The 14,754-nt window shown below is 34.7% G+C and carries 14 protein-coding genes, 2 tRNA genes and 2 pseudogenes; 13 read left to right on the plus strand and 5 right to left on the minus strand.

The window, feature by feature from the left end:
- Positions 1-4: 4 nt before the first annotated feature.
- A complete protein-coding gene (locus tag JSQ73_RS04235; protein ID WP_214249737.1) occupies positions 5-1,204 on the plus strand; it encodes a deoxyguanosinetriphosphate triphosphohydrolase in 1,200 nt (399 codons plus the stop codon).
- Positions 1,204-2,445, plus strand: a complete 1,242-nt coding sequence (gene ribD, locus JSQ73_RS04240; RefSeq protein ID WP_214249738.1) for a bifunctional diaminohydroxyphosphoribosylaminopyrimidine deaminase/5-amino-6-(5-phosphoribosylamino)uracil reductase RibD — start codon at positions 1,204-1,206, stop codon at positions 2,443-2,445. Before JSQ73_RS04235 ends, ribD begins: the two co-directional genes overlap by 1 nt.
- 60 nt (positions 2,446-2,505) lie before the next feature.
- Here ribD and JSQ73_RS04245 read toward each other — a convergent pair whose 3' ends face one another.
- The 3 genes and pseudogenes from JSQ73_RS04245 to JSQ73_RS06645 form a co-directional block, all read right to left on the minus strand.
- Positions 2,506-2,982, minus strand: coding sequence for a hypothetical protein (locus JSQ73_RS04245; RefSeq protein WP_214249739.1), 477 nt, complete (start codon positions 2,980-2,982; stop codon positions 2,506-2,508).
- A 133-nt stretch (positions 2,983-3,115) separates the two neighbouring features.
- Positions 3,116-3,283, minus strand: a pseudogene (locus JSQ73_RS04250) (transposase); the annotation flags it as partial.
- Entirely contained in the window at positions 3,240-3,368 is a 129-nt protein-coding gene (locus JSQ73_RS06645; protein ID WP_255701029.1) for a hypothetical protein, read from the minus strand. The pseudogene JSQ73_RS04250 and the gene JSQ73_RS06645, both read right to left, overlap by 44 nt.
- Positions 3,369-3,408: 40 nt before the next feature.
- On the opposite strand from JSQ73_RS06645, the gene JSQ73_RS04255 reads away from it, so the two are divergent.
- Positions 3,409-4,026 (plus strand): glycoside hydrolase family 5 protein, encoded by a 618-nt coding sequence (locus tag JSQ73_RS04255; RefSeq protein WP_234301663.1) that lies wholly within the window; start codon positions 3,409-3,411, stop codon positions 4,024-4,026.
- 331 nt (positions 4,027-4,357) lie between these two features.
- Here JSQ73_RS04255 and JSQ73_RS04260 read toward each other — a convergent pair whose 3' ends face one another.
- On the minus strand, positions 4,358-4,930 hold the full coding sequence (locus JSQ73_RS04260; RefSeq protein ID WP_214249777.1) for a nitroreductase family protein: 573 nt from the start codon (positions 4,928-4,930) through the stop codon (positions 4,358-4,360).
- A 96-nt stretch (positions 4,931-5,026) separates the two neighbouring features.
- Between JSQ73_RS04260 and JSQ73_RS04265 the strand changes: the two genes are divergently transcribed.
- From JSQ73_RS04265 to JSQ73_RS04295, 7 genes and pseudogenes are all read left to right on the plus strand, one after another.
- Positions 5,027-5,554, plus strand: a complete 528-nt coding sequence (locus JSQ73_RS04265; protein ID WP_214249778.1) for a biotin transporter BioY — start codon at positions 5,027-5,029, stop codon at positions 5,552-5,554.
- Positions 5,551-5,949: pseudogene (locus JSQ73_RS04270) on the plus strand (DUF1284 domain-containing protein). The gene JSQ73_RS04265 and the pseudogene JSQ73_RS04270 overlap by 4 nt, the downstream one beginning before the upstream one ends.
- A gap of 68 nt (positions 5,950-6,017) precedes the next feature.
- Positions 6,018-6,884, plus strand: a complete 867-nt coding sequence (locus tag JSQ73_RS04275) for a tetratricopeptide repeat protein (protein ID WP_214249779.1) — start codon at positions 6,018-6,020, stop codon at positions 6,882-6,884.
- Between the two features lie 64 nt (positions 6,885-6,948).
- A tRNA-Val gene (locus JSQ73_RS04280) sits at positions 6,949-7,021 on the plus strand.
- Between the two features lie 51 nt (positions 7,022-7,072).
- Entirely contained in the window at positions 7,073-9,775 is a 2,703-nt protein-coding gene (gyrA, locus tag JSQ73_RS04285; RefSeq protein WP_214249780.1) for a DNA topoisomerase (ATP-hydrolyzing) subunit A, read from the plus strand.
- 94 nt (positions 9,776-9,869) lie between these two features.
- On the plus strand, positions 9,870-10,469 hold the full coding sequence (gene petA / locus JSQ73_RS04290; RefSeq protein WP_214249781.1) for a ubiquinol-cytochrome c reductase iron-sulfur subunit: 600 nt from the start codon (positions 9,870-9,872) through the stop codon (positions 10,467-10,469).
- 366 nt (positions 10,470-10,835) lie between these two features.
- Positions 10,836-10,994: a hypothetical protein gene (locus JSQ73_RS04295; protein WP_214249783.1), complete on the plus strand. Its 159-nt coding sequence runs from the start codon at positions 10,836-10,838 to the stop codon at positions 10,992-10,994.
- Between the two features lie 451 nt (positions 10,995-11,445).
- On the opposite strand, the gene tldD is transcribed toward JSQ73_RS04295, so the two are convergent.
- Positions 11,446-12,876 (minus strand): metalloprotease TldD, encoded by a 1,431-nt coding sequence (tldD, locus tag JSQ73_RS04300; RefSeq protein ID WP_214249784.1) that lies wholly within the window; start codon positions 12,874-12,876, stop codon positions 11,446-11,448.
- Positions 12,877-12,938: 62 nt separating this feature from the next.
- Between tldD and JSQ73_RS04305 the strand changes: the two genes are divergently transcribed.
- From JSQ73_RS04305 to JSQ73_RS04315, 3 genes are all read left to right on the plus strand, one after another.
- A tRNA-Leu gene (locus tag JSQ73_RS04305) sits at positions 12,939-13,023 on the plus strand.
- Between the two features lie 68 nt (positions 13,024-13,091).
- Positions 13,092-13,556 carry a hypothetical protein gene (locus JSQ73_RS04310; RefSeq protein WP_214249785.1) on the plus strand — a complete coding sequence of 155 codons (465 nt, stop codon included), beginning with the start codon at positions 13,092-13,094 and terminating at the stop codon, positions 13,554-13,556.
- Positions 13,557-14,368: 812 nt separating this feature from the next.
- Complete coding sequence (locus JSQ73_RS04315) at positions 14,369-14,644, plus strand: hypothetical protein (RefSeq protein ID WP_214249786.1); 276 nt, start codon at positions 14,369-14,371, stop codon at positions 14,642-14,644.
- The last annotated feature ends 110 nt before the right edge of the window (positions 14,645-14,754 follow it).

The following is a 14,754-nucleotide window of genomic DNA, read 5'->3' on the forward strand; positions in this document are numbered from 1 at the left end:
TTACATGTCAAACAATAATTTTCTATTAAGTTACGCGTGCTTTCCAAATAAAACAAAAGGAAGAAATTTTAAAGAGCCAGAAGATGAAAATCGCAGCTGCTTTCAGCGTGATAGGGACCGAATTATTCACTCTAATACATTTAGAAAATTGGAGTACAAAACACAAGTTTTTATCAATTATGAGCACGACTACTATCGCACTCGGCTTACTCATAGCCTTGAAGTTGCACAAATTGCAAGGTCCATTGCTCGTAGACTTGGCTTAAATGAGGATATCACTGAATGCATAGCGCTCGCACATGATCTTGGTCATCCTCCATTTGGTCATGCAGGTGAAGATGCTCTAAAGAAATCAGTTCAAGATTTGAATCTTGATAATGAGAAGTATGAGTTTGATCATAATGTTCAAGCTATAAGGATTTTAACTTATCTTGAACAAAAACATGCTGATTTTGATGGTATGAATCTAAGTTGGGAAGTGATTGAAGGGGTTGCAAAACATAACGGTCCCTTGCTTAGTCAAAACGCAGAGTCTTCTACAAATAATCAGCTATTATTAAAATATAATGAAAAATATGATCTAAAATTTGAGGAATTTTCAAGCATTGAAGCACAAGTTGCTTCAATTGCCGATGACATCGCTTACAGTGTGCATGATCTTGATGATGCACTCAGAGCAAATTTAGTAACTATTGAAGATTTGCTTAATGTTCCCTTAATTGGCAAAATCTTTAAAAACGTAAGGAGTGAATATTCAGACTTGTCTCAGAGCAAACTCATACATGAATCACTGAGTAGAACTATAGGGATTATGATAAATGATGTCGTTTTTCAGATTGAAAAAAATATTAAAGACTACAAAATAAAAAGCGTAGAAGATGTAAGAGGTCTAAATACAATGCTAGTCACATTTTCACCAAAAATTGCAAATTCCACAAAAGAGATGAAAAAATTTAACATGGAAAAAATATACAGAAGCTATAAATTGAATAGAACAATGAACAAAGCAAAACGTATAGTACAGGAGCTTTTTCAATGCTTTTATGAAAACCCAGGGTTATTACCTATAGAGTGGAACAAGCTTGCTTGTGAATCTCAGCGTTCAGTAATAATATGTGATTATATCTCAGGTATGACAGATAGATTTGCCATACACGAGCACAGAAGAATTTTTGATACCTCATACGAAATGACTTCTTTCTAATGACCGATGATTATTTCATGTCGATCGCATTAAAACTTGCAGAAAAAAGTCTTGGAAGTGTTGCACCAAATCCCACTGTTGGATGTGTCATTGTAAAAGACGGTATGGTGATCGGTGAAGGCTACACAGGAATCGGTGGACGTCCACATGCAGAAGTAGTTGCTTTACAAAATGCTAAAGACTTAACTCATGATGCAACTATGTACGTCTCTCTTGAGCCATGTTGCCACTTTGGAGTTACAGAACCTTGCACTGCAGAAATCATAAAATCAGGAATAAGAAAGGTAGTGATTGCAGCAATTGATCCAGATAATAGAGTTTTAGGGAGAGGCATAAAAGCCTTAGCATATGCAGGAATTGAAGTTGAGCAAGGTATTATGCAAGAAGAAGCAGAGAAACTGAATGTTGGCTTTTTTACCACCAAGAAACTTCATAGACCATTCATAGCTTGCAAAATCGCAACAACTCTTGACGGAAAAATCGCAACGTTTACAGGTGATAGCAAATGGATAACAAGTGAAGATACGAGAAATTGGGTACATGAGCTCAGAGCAAAATATGATGCAATTATGATTGGCAGTAGTACCCTTATCAATGACGATCCACTCTTAACTTGCAGATTACCAGGACTCGAAGAAAGGTCGCCAATAAGGCTAATTATCGATAGCCAAGGGAAATTGAAGGAAGAGCATAATATTGCAAAGACTGCAGACAAAATAACAACTTGGGTGATTACAAACAGAGAAATAGAGAAAAAAATAAAAAACATTAATTATTTGATAGTCAATTCAAATCACAAACCTCCTGTTATTTCAGATGTTACTACAACACACTCTCCTGTCATTCCAATGCCTTCTCCTGTCATCCCAGTGCCCAGACACTTAGATCCAGAAAACTTCAAGCAATTGCATAATGAAAACTGGTCACGCGCTGGAATGACATCGGAACCTGATATTATCGATAAAGTCTGCTTAAAGGACATGGTATCAAAACTTGTTTCAGAAATTGGCATAACAAGGTTATTAGTTGAAGGTGGAGGAGTGTTAATTACAGAATTATTAAAACATAACTTAATCGACAGGTTGATAATCTGCCGTAGTGGAAAGATTTTAGGTAATGATGCCACTCCTTTTGTAAGAGATTTAGGAATTCAATCCATCAATGAATGTTATCAGTTCAAAAAAGCAGAGATAATAGAGTTTAGTAAGGATGTAGTTGAGATGTGGGATATATTATCATAACCTTTACATGCTCAAATGAAAAAAAGAGGCAGAATCATCTCTACCTCTGTACCATTTAGCTTATGAGCTTTTTTGAGATATTTTGCTTTCGAATGCTTCAACAACTTTAGCATCTTCTAACGAACTCTTAAGTGTTTCATTAAATTTGCTTGAATCCAGTTTTTCAGCTAATTTCGTATCAACTTCAGACTTGTCAGCTTTGCTATTCAACTCATCTTTAGTAGCTAAATCTTTAATTTTTCCTTCAACTTCTGTTTTAGCTGCTTCAGCGTCTGCTTTAGCTTCACTTATTTCTTCATTCTTATGCATTTGCTGATATGAAGCATAAGCTGCTGCGGCAAAATATACAGCGACAACAAACAGAGCTGCAATTCCAGCAGGGCTAGAAATAAGTGCTAAAAATGCAGGGCCAGCAATTACTTTAGTAGCAATCAATACTGTTGTTATTGCTGCTGCTAAAGATGCAGTTGCAACTGTACCTTCAATACTCATTTTTGTTATAGGTGCTATATTTTTCAATTTCCATATAGTAGGCATAATAACTTCCTCCTTAATTAAGGTTTATAAAAAGTTAATTGTATATTAAGAATGCACACTAGTCAAGCATTTGTATTAACAACTTAATATTTTATCTACTTCCTAAATTGTTACTCATTATGTAAGAACCTGTTCATAATCTTTTGAGGAGGAAAGCAGCGAAAGCAAGAACGACCATTTGCAGGCTAGTGTTGAGTTTCCGCTCGCAATTTTTCCAAAGTCGCCTACATTTTTGCAACCAGGCAAAAGAAGATCTCTCAACAACCCATCTTTTTGGCAATACAGCAAAGGTGTGTAATTCTTGTCCTCTTCCTGCAAGACTTCAGATCTGCTACAATAATCTCAAACTTTCCTCGACTTATATCACTTGGATATAAACTTCCCATATCCTACTTTATCCTCTCATTCTATCCCTTTTTTGAGATCATGTACAGGTTCTTAGGCAATGCAGACAATTATCCGGACCTGATTTCCAAAGACCTGAAAGTTCTGAAAGATGTTTTAGATGCTTTTCATCAACAAAAAATACCAGTAGTATTAACGATGCTTAGCTTACCTGGATCTAGATGGAAGCAAAATAATAACGATAAAGATGATTTACGTTTATGGTCAGATCAAGCTTTTCAAAAACAAGCAGCAAAATTTTGGCAAGATCTTGCGAAAGAGCTTAAAGATCATCCTGCTATTGTTGGATATAATATCTTAAATGAACCACATCCAGAAAGGCTTTATAATACTGCAGATTCGGCTATTTATAAAGTAGAACAAAGCAAAGTTCAGAAGAATCTATTTGGCTTTTATAGCAGCGTGGTAAACAGTATCCGCCAAGTTGACTCAGAGACCCCAATAATACTTGATAGCAGCAGTTATGCTGACTCTAATACTTTTAACAAATTTGAACCAGTTAGTGATAAAAATGTTCTTTATTCATTTCATATATATGAGCCTTTTGCTTATATAAACTTAAAATTAAACCAAGGTAACTTCGCCTACCCTGGACATGTTCAATCTTTTGATGCAAAAAAAAGTAGAGTATTGGAATAAAGATAAGTTAAAATCATATATAGAACCTGTAAAAATTTTCCAAAAGAGGTATAATATACCAGATTATAAGATCCTTGCTGGAGAGTTTGGCGGGCACCGCTGCTCAAAAGGATTAGAGCACTATTTTCGAGATCTTATCTATTTTTAATGAATATAATTGGCATTTTGCTGTTTATGGCTTTCGAGAAGATATATGGGATGGTATGGACTATGAACTTGGAAGTAAGAAATTATCGTGGAAAGATTGGTAAGCAATTGAAGAGGGTAGGATGAAAAAAAATTATTTGCCAAATAATTCAATTTTTAATACATTAAGAGAAGAATGGTCAAGTCAGCTCGCTGGCCATTCGTCATAAAAGAATATTTCTTTTATTGATCTTCTTTGTTTTTCTTTGACTTCAGCACCCTCTTTTTCGTAACCAACTGCTATCACTGACATTACATTAAAATCATCAGGTATATTGAATCTCTTAACTATTTTATCTTTATCAAATCCACCCATTTGATGAGTCATTAAGTTCATAGCTGCAGCCTGCAGCATAAGTGCATAATTTGCTGCACCAGTATCATGCTTAGCCCAAAAATTTTCTCCTTTACCTTGTTTGCGGAAGTTCTTAGCGCTTAGAGATATAATTAGTATTTGTGCATCTTTTGCCCACTTTTGATTAGATTCATCAAGGCAATCGAGCAATTTTTTCCATGCGCTTTGATTGTTCTGTTTGTTGCATATCACATATCGCCAAGGTTCATCACCAAAACACGAGGGTGTTAGCCTTACAGCTTCTATTAAAATATCCATTTCTTTCTGATATATTGCTCTTGTAGGATCGTATGAACGTCCGCTGTGTCTTTCTTTCATCAAAGATAATAGATCTTGTTTACTCATCATTTTTAAATAGTGCATAAATAATTCATTGTAGCGCAATATAAGCAAAATTTAAATTGCAAAACCTCTTATACACATATATTACATATAGTAAGTTATTTTTATTGGGAAGATATGTTTATAACACAATCAAGCAGTAGGTCAACACTGGCTGAAATATTGTCTTGTGTTTTACTTTTATTCTTGATGGCTCAAATAAGCATACCATTGCAGCCTGTGCCTATTACATTGCAAACTTTAGGATTAATGCTTGTTGGGCTTAAATTTAACCGCAGAACAGCATTCTATTCTGTGCTTACATATCTATCACTTGGTGCAGCAGGATTTCCTGTTTTTGCGAATTTTTCTGGTGGTCATCACATTTTTCTCGGGCTAACAGGTGGATATTTGATTGGCTGTTTAGTTGCTGTTGTAGTAATGAGCAGAGTAAATGAATTACTGAACTCTAAATATAAATCATTTATGTGTAATTCTTTAAGTTGTCTGGCGGGTAAAGTCGTAATCTTTATTTGTGGTATTAGTTGGCTTACTATTTACGTGGGTCTGAAACAAGCAATAATGGTAGGTGTTTTACCATTCATCCTTCCTGGTTTGGTAAAAATTTTTCTACTTGTAGCAGCTTTGCAGTATTTGAAAAAGTGATAAGGTTTCGTCCTCATCATTTTATGTGCATTCTTGCATTTCAAAGGTATGGATATTCTCAGAGCTTTGTAGAAAATTACAAAAAGATAGCAAGTAAAGTAATTAGTGATCCTAATACTAAAATCGAAGTAGTTGATAATCTTGACACTATTTACAGTGTTTGTCCAAACCAGACTAAACAAGGTAAATGTACCACACAAGCTAAAGTTTTAGAGCTAGATAGAAGGCATATGGAAATTTTAGGAATAAAAATTGGCGAGATTTTGACCTAGAGTGAAGCAGTCAAAAGAATTAGAAAGAAAATGTCTTTAGAGAAATTTGACTACGCATGTGAGGAGTGTAATTGGCAACCATATGGAATGTGTAGAAGTGCTCTTTTAACTCATTCTAAATAGAATCTGCCAATTAATAATATCTTTATTATTATATTAGATAAGTAATTCAGCATTTATGAATTTGTAATGTGTTGCGTATAGTTCAAAGAAATAAGATTTACTGGTTACGCGCTGCAGCCAATGCCACAACACTAGGATCTATGTTTGTCTGCATGTTAATTTGCGTTGTGATTTTATGGAGGTCTTCTGTTACCTATGCTAGTGAAAATTTGGAGATACAGAAGGTCTTTGATAGTGTTGTCAAGCATATAAAAGCTGATAAAAAATATAAAGATCTTGATGTTCTCGAGAGAAAAAGTGACAAATTTAATATCAAAATTTCGCAGAATTCTGGCAAGAATTTTGACATATACTCTATTTTAAAAAAAGCAAAAGATTCCTTTGAGTTAGGAGATAGTGAAACAGCTACTTCTCTCCTCAATCAGATTATTGCAAGATTTCCTTATCATGAAAGTGCTTTAATTGGATTAGGGAATATCTATTACGCTAACAAAGAATTTAAAAAAGCTGTAGAGATTTACACAAGACTGTTAAAAGAATATCCTAGCAACCCTTATGTATTAAAGAATTTTCTGACGATAATCTCACAATATGATCCTAATTTAGCATTGAGTGAAATGTTGAAATTGTATGATACACTCAGAAATAGCGCCCCCTTATCAGCAAATTTAGGTTTGATCTATATGAAAAAAGGGGATTACGTAAAAGCTAAAGAATATATGAAAGCAGCAATTTCTTTAGATCAAAACAATATTTTTTATACCTATAATTTAGCTGTTATTCTAGATAAGCTCTCAGATTTTAAAAATGCCACAGCATGTTATTCAAAGTTGTTGAACATGTCAAAAAATGTAAGTGAAAGAATACCTTTATACAAGGTAGCAGCAAGACTAAAATTTATACAACTCCATAGTGCGCACCCAGCGATTCCATAAGAGTTGCTTGTATCGCTATTTTTGTTTACAACAACAACATTGAACTATAGAATTATATCTAGAGGGGCAATTAGCTCAGCTGGTAGAGCATCTCGTTTACACCGAGGAGGTCGGCAGTTCAAGTCTGTCATTGCCCATTAGCCTAGTTGAATATTAATATTACAATTATTTCAATCAAAATATAGAAAATGCAAGACAACATAGTACCAGTTTCAATAGTGAAAGAGCTAGAGGATTCTTATCTCTCCTACGCAATGAGTGTGATCATAAGTCGAGCTATACCTGATGTGCGAGATGGATTTAAACCTGTTCATAGGCGCATATTATATGCAATGTCGAGGGCTGGGTTCGATGCCGGTAAACCGTATAAAAAAGCAGCTCGTATAGTCGGGGATGTAATGGGAAAATATCACCCACATGGTGACATGGCTATCTATGACTCCTTGGTCAGGATGGCTCAAGATTTTTCTCTTCTTTTACCACTTATTGATGGGCAAGGTAACTTTGGTTCGATAGATGGAGATCCGCCAGCTTCAATGCGATATACAGAAGCAAGGCTCCACAGAGTGTCGCATTTTTTACTAAATGATATCGACGAAGATACAGTTGATTTTAGGCCAAACTATGATGAAAATGAAACAGAGCCTGTTGTACTGCCTGCAGAATTTCCGAATCTATTGGTAAATGGTGCAAGCGGTGTTGCAGTTGGTATGGCAACCAATATTCCTTCTCACAACCTTGGAGAAATAATAGATGCTTGTATGTTATATATAGATAACCCTGAAGTTACTTTGGATGAGTTACTTGAAGTGATGCCAGGACCGGATTTCCCAACTGGGGGAACGATTCTTGGAAGGTCTGGAATAAGATCAGCATTTGCAACGGGTCGTGGATCAATTGTTGTGCAAGGCAAAACTCACATGGAAGATCTGCCACAAGATAGGCAAGCAATAGTGATTGATGAAATACCTTACCAGGTAAATAAAGTAAAATTAATTGAGAAGATAGGTGAGCTTGTAAAAGAAAAAAGAATTGATGGCATAACAGAAATTAGGGATGAATCTGATAAGTCTGGTATTAGGGTAGTAATTGACCTCAGAAGAAATGCTGAAGCAAGTTTTATACTTAATCAAATATTGGGACTAACTCCACTGAGAAGTAGCTTTAGTGTTAACACTTTAGTCCTCAACAACAACAGGCCTGCTTTGATGTCGTTGAAAGAAATTATAGCTGCTTTTATTGATTTTAGAAAAGAAGTATTAATCAGGAGAACAGAGTTTCGTCTAAGAAAAACAAGGGAAAAAGCTCATATATATATAGGGCTCTACATTGCGGTCTTGAGCATAGATGAAGTGATAAAAATCATCCGTGGTGCAAAAGATCCTGCAGAAGCAAGTAGAGAACTTTTAAATAAAGAATGGAAAACTTCAGCTGAGATAAGCACAATTATTGGATTAATCTCAGATAGCACGAGATTTTTGAAAGACGGAGTGTATAGATTAACTGAGCTGCAAACGAAAGCTATTCTTGACATGAAATTGCAACGTTTAACAGGCCTTGAAAAAGACAAATTAGAAGCTGAGCTAAGTTCAATGATTAACCTGATAAAAGAATATATCGCTTTTCTTGGTTCAGTAGAGAAGTTGATGAAAGAAATAAAAAACAATCTACAAGAAATAAAGAACAGATTTACTGTGCCGCGAAAAACTTCAATAGAAGAATCAGATATGGACATCGAAGCTGAAGATCTAATTCCACAAGAGGATATGGTAGTGACCGTAACTATGAATGGTTACATCAAACGTGTGAAACTCTCTCATTATAAAACCCAGCATCGTGGTGGAAAGGGAAAGCTAGGACAGGGATTAAAAGAGGAGGACGTAATTACAAAATTATTTGTTGGAAATACCCACACTAGTCTTTTATTCTTTTCTAATACTGGTCGAGTTTACAGATTAAAGGTTTATAAACTCCCTCTTGCAGAACCAACTGCACGTGGAAGAGCACTTGTTAATATATTTCCGCTTAGCGATGGTGAAACAATAACTAACATTATGCCGCTTCCAAGTGAGAATGACGAAAATCAAAATATAGTTTTTGTTACTGCTCATGGGAACATAAGGCGTAACTCCTTAGCGGATTTTCACTATATTCCAAGCAATGGAAAAATAGCAATAAAGCTCGACGAAGGAGATAAGTTAATATCAGTTAAAGTATGTAGCGAAATTGATCATGTTCTACTTTCAACAACACTTGGAAAAAGTATCAGATTTGTTGTAAGCGATGTGCGTCAATTTAAGAGTCGTAATTCAGATGGCGTAAGAGGTATCAAACTTGCAAAAAATGACAGTGTGATATCCATGACAATACTAAACGGCATAGGTATTGCAACAGAAACAAAAGAGCTTTACTTAAGAGTTCCGCTTGCAAAAAGGATGGAAGCTGTAACCAACAACTCAATTGATTCTAAATTAGAAAAAACTTTGAATGATTTAGGAATAGATAACAAACTGTTCTTAAAACTTGCAATGAATGAGGAGTTCATATTAACTATTACTGAAAATGGTTTTGGTAAAAGAACTTCTGCATACGAGTATAGGGTAACAAATAGAGGTGGTGTTGGTATTACAAATATCCTTACTACCGATAGAAACGGTAATGTTGTTGCTAGCTTTCCAGTTGAACAGGGTGATAATATCATGCTTATTACAGATAAAGGAAAGTTAATTCGTATTTCAGTAAATGATATCAGAATTGCAGGACGTAGCACTCAAGGAGTCACTCTGTTTAAAACAGAGAGTAGAGAAAAGGTGGTGTCAGTAGCGAAAATTGAGGATCCTGATTCCACTGAAGATAGTATTTCCGAAATTGAAAACTCTGTTTCTTCTTAACTGTATAGCAAAAGTTAAGCAAATAGTGCAAATTTCTATTGATTAATCTATAGTATTTAAATTAAAATATATGTTTATGTTCAAGTAGAGATTGATGGATAAGAAGTTAACTAAAAATAAAAAATCATTGACGAATGAGAAGAGTAAAAAAACATCTCTTGTTAAAGATTTTGCCAAAAATAAGAGTAGAAGAGATTTTATCATATTAACTACGTGTGCCATGGCAGGTATAGGAGCTGCAAGCGGTCTTTGGCCATTGGTTAAGTCTATGAATCCTTCTGCTGAGGTTTTAGCGATGTCTACGGTTGAGGTTAATCTATCTGATATTCAAGAAGGACAAAGAAAAAAGGTAAAATGGCAAGGTAAGCCAGTATTTATCCGCAAGCGCACAAAACAAGAGATTGAGGCTGCAAGAGCCATAAATGCAGAAAATTTGAGAGATCCTGAATCAGATGAAAAAAGAGTATACAAAGGGAAAGATGAATGGTTAATTATGATTGGAATATGCACCCATCTTGGATGTGTACCAGTTGATCACGCTACAAAAGACGGCAACGGTTGGTTCTGCCCTTGTCACGGTTCATATTATGACACATCAGGCCGAGTAATTGGCGGTCCTGCACCAAAAAACATGGCTATACCTGACTACTTTTTTCCAAGTGAAAATATTGTAGTAATTGGCAAGAAGGCTTAACGGATTTTTATAATTAAAGTAATAAAAGTATGTTCCATTTCAAGAAGCACACTGACTTCATAGGCAAAGCTCTTGAAGTCTATCAAGCTAATTTTATACTATGCACATATTCGGGTGATAATTAAGAAACTTGCCTGCCAAATCTTCAGAGTTGATAGCTAAATTTAAAACTTGTTCCTTTGCGTCAGAAAAATTCTGACTAACTTGCTTAAAGTTATTTTCTAACTCTTCGAGGATGTAGCTGAAATTAAAAAAACTTTTCTGCATTTCATCAATATTTTGAGTTATATAGCTTAATACATAAAGATATAGACAAGAGGGGAAGAGATATGGTAAAGCAAGAAAAAGCTGAAAGTGAGGGAATAAATGGAGTCACCATATCAATATGAATTAAGGGAAAGAGTGATTTCAGTGGAATTGGGAGTCGCAATAGTAAAAGTGAAAGAAATCTTCAAAGTAGAACTATCCCCCAAAGCTGCACATGGACATAGAATATCCTTTATCAGGGATGGACGTAAACATTGAAGATCTTCCCCTAGAGCTGGATATAGATATAAAGTCATTTATGACATTACCTATATTCGAGAAAAATATCACATGCCAAGAACCTTGTCAAAATTATATAATCTATCTCTAGAGCAGGTTATTGAGAATGTCAATCCACATAAAAGAGCCAGGTATTCCTAACACCACTAAACTCACAAATTCATTTGCTAGAGTTTATAAGTTCTTGTTTATAATAATTTTATTATATCGTAAAACGATCTATATCGGCCTATTTAAAAAGTATTTTACTTTCCTTAAGGATTTTTTAAAGACCACCTATTGAATTCTATGATATTGTTTTTTGTGAGATTGTTATACAAGTTATGGCAAGGAAGGCAGAGAGATTTGTTAAGTAGTTTTTGCATCTATATGAGCTACTTGAATAATGGTTACAATATTTGTACAATTGTACAGCATGAGCTGAGTTCGCTTAGCCCTTATCTACATATTCAGTTCCACCAACAGTTATTGCATCGACCTTGAGTGTTGGCTGACCAACTCCAACAGGCACATTTTGTCCGTCTTTTGAGCACGTACCAACACCAGGATCTAACTTTAGATCATTACCAATCATTGATACTTTTTTTAGCACTGTTGGCCCATCACCAATTAGCGTTGCTCCTTTGACTGGTTGTGTAACTTTACCATTTTTTATTAGGTAAGCTTCCGAAGATGAGAAAACAAATTTTCCTGATGTTATATCAACTTGTCCACCACCAAAATTTACTGCATATAGGCCTCTCTTTACACTGGATATTATTTCTTCTGGTGTATATTTTCCTGGCAACATATAGGTGTTTGTCATGCGTGGCATAGTAACTTCTTTGTAACTTTCTCTTCTACCATTACCAGTTGGATTTACACACATAAGTTTAGCGTTCATATGATCTTGCATATATCCTTTTAGAATTCCATCTTCTATAAGCACATTATAGCCAGGTAAATTACCCTCATCGTCTATGCTAATAGAACCACGCAAATTAGGTAGAGTTCCATCATCAATTACAGTAATGTTACTGGCTGCCACTTGTTTACCCATAGAATTTGAAAATGCCGAGATTCCTTTACGGTTAAAATCACCTTCAAGTCCATGACCTACAGCTTCATGCAATAATATTCCTGGCCAACCTGAACCTAAAACAACTGTCATCTCTCCAGCCGGAGCTGGAATTGCCTCAAGATTTACTAGCGCTTGCTCTAACGCTTGATTTGCAACTTCTTTCCACTTCTTCTCAGAAACAAATTTACTATAAGAGTCTCTTCCACCGTGCCCTGCAGAACCTCTCTCAGCTCGGCCATTTTTCTCTACGATGACTAGTACATTAAAACGTACCAAAGGCCTAATATCGCTTAACCTGTGATCATCTTTTATTATTTGTACAACTTGCCATTCTCCATTTAGAGTTATTTTTACCTGCTTCACGCAGTTATTCTTCGACCTTACATACTCATTAATCTCATTGAGTAGTTTAATTTTTGAGCTCAGATCCATTTCATTTATGGGATTAATCGTTGAATACAGGCTTTTTGCCTCCTCATTTAAGTTTACTGAATTTGTTTTGCTTAAAGATGCTGAACTTTTTACCATAGAAGCAGCTTTACTAATTTCTTTTTCGCTAATCTCAGAAGAGCAAACAAAAGACGTACTATCTTCACAAAAAGACCTTAGACCAAATCCTCTTCTGATATTTAAATCCATATGTTTTAATATATTATCATCAAAAATTAGGGATTCTGATTGGCAAAACTCTAAAAATAGCTCACCACCATCACTATTGCTCAAAGCGTCGTTGACTATTTTATGTACATTATTAATATTAACATTGTTCTGAGCAAAAAATATTTGATCTAGATTTGGCATTACCTTTGAGATAAAAATTACTTGAGTATATTATTTTATTTTAACATAGTAAATCACAAAAAGCCCGGGTGGCGGAATTGGTAGACGCGCTAGCTTCAGGTGCTAGTAACTTTTCAAGTTGTGGAAGTTCAAATCTTCTCCCGGGCACTCTGTATTGATTTTCAAGTCAATTAATGTTATGAGATAATATGCATTTACTGCTAGGTTTATGAGTTATGAGAGAGAGGCTTATTTACAGGAAAAAAATACGAACTTATTCAAAACGCTTGGTTACTGCACTATCTATTGCTTCTTTGATGGGGTATACAGCAGCATTAGCCCTAAATATTTCTTCCTCAAGCTTGTACTGTACTATTGTCAGCACTATGCTAAGTGCACTTTCGCTTGCTTTAAATATATGGTCATTAACTGATCATTTTAGGCAGTGTGGCCTTAATAAGCAATTCGATACCTCTTGGCAAGATAAATTAATGAAGATCTGCCTCGACATTACATCTAACGTTTCATTTTTAATAAGAGGAATTACATCTATATTACCTCTTGAATTTCCTATTATCCCCTTTATTTCCGTTGCTTTTTTTATTCTAGGCTGTACCTTTATGGCAACCAATTTCATTCAAACTATGATTAGTCAGCCGCAAATAGATGAAACCAAAACCTCAAAGCTAGTGATCATTTGAACATTCAATCTGCAATAGATGCCTAATTATTACATGTTAATAAGTTAGCTTATTTAACTTAACAAATTACGCCATCCCCCTTACTATAATAGCAAGAGTATTTATCATTGTTTTTAATATCCGCGGATTTAACAGCAAAATTCAGTAAAAAACTCAGATATTTATTGGCAAATTACATAAAAATTATAGCGGCTGTATGTCTTTTAAATTTTTTCTACATTCAGCTAAATCGCGCTTAAAATAAGCGTTAGCACATTATTACAACGCCAATTTACATTATTATAGGGTCAAAACTCACTGCTGGGGGGTTCTTTTACCTTTTTTTTGTTTGGTAAATTTCTCAATATTTATTGCTAAAGTAATTTAAAAAAGGTGTCATTCCAGCGCGTGACGCTGGAATCCAGCTTTTTCATAATCATCGGAAACATTGTATTTTAACATTACTTTTATACTCGTAAATTTAACTAGATCCCAGTGTCTAGCACTGGGATGACAGCATCATAAAGGAATCAATGTCAGATACTTGAATGACATCACTATAAAGTAGATTCCTGTGCTGAAATAGAGGCTACTTAAGTGACAAGATAGATAGAACTGGCATTAATCGGATTTGAGTTACTCAAATGACCAATGAAAACTGTAACCCTAAACATTGAAGCACTATTGTGCACTAAATGATAACTTTCATACACTTGTCATGGTAGTCGTGAAAGAAATAATTCATACAATAAGCATGAATGAAAGAATTGACATGATTTGGAAGTTTATATATTATAAAGTATTAATAGTTAGTTAATTTATTAGGTGGGGATATGGGGTATAAGTTAAGAAAAAGAGAATATAATTATAATGAAAGTTTATTTAAAGAGATAGGTATTCAAGTACAAGAAGTAGAAGGTCGTAACTTCTTAGAAATATCTAATATAATAGCAAAAAATTATAAAAGGTTATCAAGAAAGTTTCACCCAGATAAACCAGGAGGTAGCGATGAAAAAATGCAGGCCCTTAACAGAAATAAAGCAGCACTTTTGCAATATATTAAACCACTAAGTGGAAAGAATCAGGGATTAATCATTCCCGAAGAATGAAAAAGGTATTTACAGTCAATTCAGCAAGGTCAGAATGATAAGCGTACAAAGTATTATTTTGTTTTTAATTTGGTAAGATTCTTACTGTCCGTCTCGTCATTAGTGTCGTA

The organism is Wolbachia endosymbiont of Anopheles demeilloni (assembly GCF_018491735.2).
Lineage (GTDB): Bacteria > Pseudomonadota > Alphaproteobacteria > Rickettsiales > Anaplasmataceae > Wolbachia.